We start from the raw sequence: 1635 nt of genomic DNA on the forward strand, positions 1-1635 counted from the left end.
CGCTCGCCTATTCCAACGATTCCGACTACGGCCTCTCGGCCTATCTGTTCACCCGCGACAATCGCAAGATCATGCGCGCGGTGCGCGAGCTCGAATTCGGCGAAATCTACGTGAACCGCCCGTCTGGCGAGAGCCCGCATGGCTTCCATACCGGCTTCCGCAAGAGCGGTCTCGGCGGCGAGGACGGACAGCATGGGACCGAGGGCTTCATGCACAAAAAGACGCTCTACAACAGCTACGCCGAGTAGCCGATCGCAATCCCGTCTTCGACGCTTGACGTCGGCGACGGCCGCTTGCGCAGCCTGCGGATGCGCCAAGCGATTTCGACGCCGCAGCAGGCGGGCGGCCACTTGGCCGGTCGCGCCACGGGAGGACAAACCATGCAGACGAGATGGATGACAACGGCTTTGGCGCTTGCGGTCCTGGCGACCGGCGCCCTTCGCGCCTCAGCCGCGGATTACAAGTGGCCGGACAACATTCCCCCTGAAGCCAAGCTGCTTCTGGAGCCCCCGCCCTTGTCGCCGACCGGCCAGGCCGTGCCCGGGTTTCCGAATGGCGCGCCGGCCGTTTCGGCGGACACCCTGAAATTGTCCAGCGACGACATCGCCAAGCTCAAGGCCGGCAAATACACCGCTGGTCTCGTCATGCACACGATGGATGCAGGCTGGCCGCATCTCCAGGCCGCGGGCATCACCAACACGCTGAAGGAATACGGGGTCGAGGTCATCGGCGTGACGGACGCGAAATTCAACGTCGGTCAGCAGATCAGCGACCTCGAGCAGATGATCGCGCGCAAACCCAGCGTGATCTTCTCAATTCCGATCGACCCCAAGTCGGAGGCCGAAGCTTACAAGAAGGCGTCCGCCGCCGGCATCAAGCTTGTCTTCCTCGACAACGTCCCGGTCGGCATGGCGCCGGGCAAGGACTACGTCTCCGTCGTAGCGGCCGACAATGAAAAGAACGCCTTTTTCGCCGCCGACGAGCTCGCCAAGGCGATCGGCGGCAAGGGCGAGGTCGGCATTCTCACGCTTGTGTACGACTATTATTATTCCGTCGCGGCGCGGAAAGTTGGGGCGCTCAAGGCCTTCGCTCAATATCCGGGCATCAAGGTCGCGGAGGTCGGCACGTTCACTTCGCCCGAAAAGGCCTATGAGGTGGCGACGAGCATGCTCACCGCCCATCCGAACCTGAAGGGCATGTTCGTGGCCTGGGACACGCCGGCTCAGCAGGCCGTCGCCGCCGCCAAGACGCTCGGGCGCAACATCATCATCACGACGAACGATCTCGCCGCCGACAGCGCCGTCAATGTGGCGCGCGGCGAATTCCTCGCGGTCGGCGCCCAGCAGCCTTACGATCAGGGCGTCGCGGAAGCGAAAGTCGCTGCGCTCGCCCTGCTTGGCAAGGAGACGCCGCCCTATGTCTCGGTGCCGACGCTGCGGGTGAAGAAGATTGACCTTCTGAGCGCGCTCAAGCAGGTGACCAAAGAAGATCCGCCTGCGTCGCTCATCAAGCTGTGCGATGGCAAGTGCTTCTGACGGAGAAGGCCCGGCAAGCTCCCGCTTGCCGGGCCCAATTCTAGCCAAGAGGCGCCATTGTCCAGTTCTGCGCCGCACGCGCCCCGCGTCGCCGTATCGA

Annotated in this window: 2 protein-coding genes; both read left to right on the plus strand. The window is 63.9% G+C overall.

Annotation, left to right across the window (positions count from 1 at the left end; all coding sequences use genetic code 11):
- Window positions 1–248, plus strand: a 248-nt coding sequence (locus WCA85_RS11865) for an aldehyde dehydrogenase family protein (RefSeq protein ID WP_424064041.1), incomplete at its 5' end; no start/stop codon positions are given.
- 60 nt (window positions 249–308) lie between these two features.
- Window positions 309–1535: a substrate-binding domain-containing protein gene (locus WCA85_RS11870; protein ID WP_424064043.1), complete on the plus strand. Its 1227-nt coding sequence runs from the start codon at window positions 309–311 to the stop codon at window positions 1533–1535.
- Window positions 1536–1635: the final 100 nt, after the last annotated feature.

The organism is Paraburkholderia sp., from assembly GCF_049581445.1.
GTDB lineage: Bacteria > Pseudomonadota > Gammaproteobacteria > Burkholderiales > Burkholderiaceae > Paraburkholderia.

Excerpts from the sequence above, each read along its gene's own strand:
- WCA85_RS11870 (WP_424064043.1), top strand. The coding sequence starts at position 309 with ATGCGCCAAGCGATTTCGACGCCGCAGCAGGCGGGCGGCCACTTGGCC.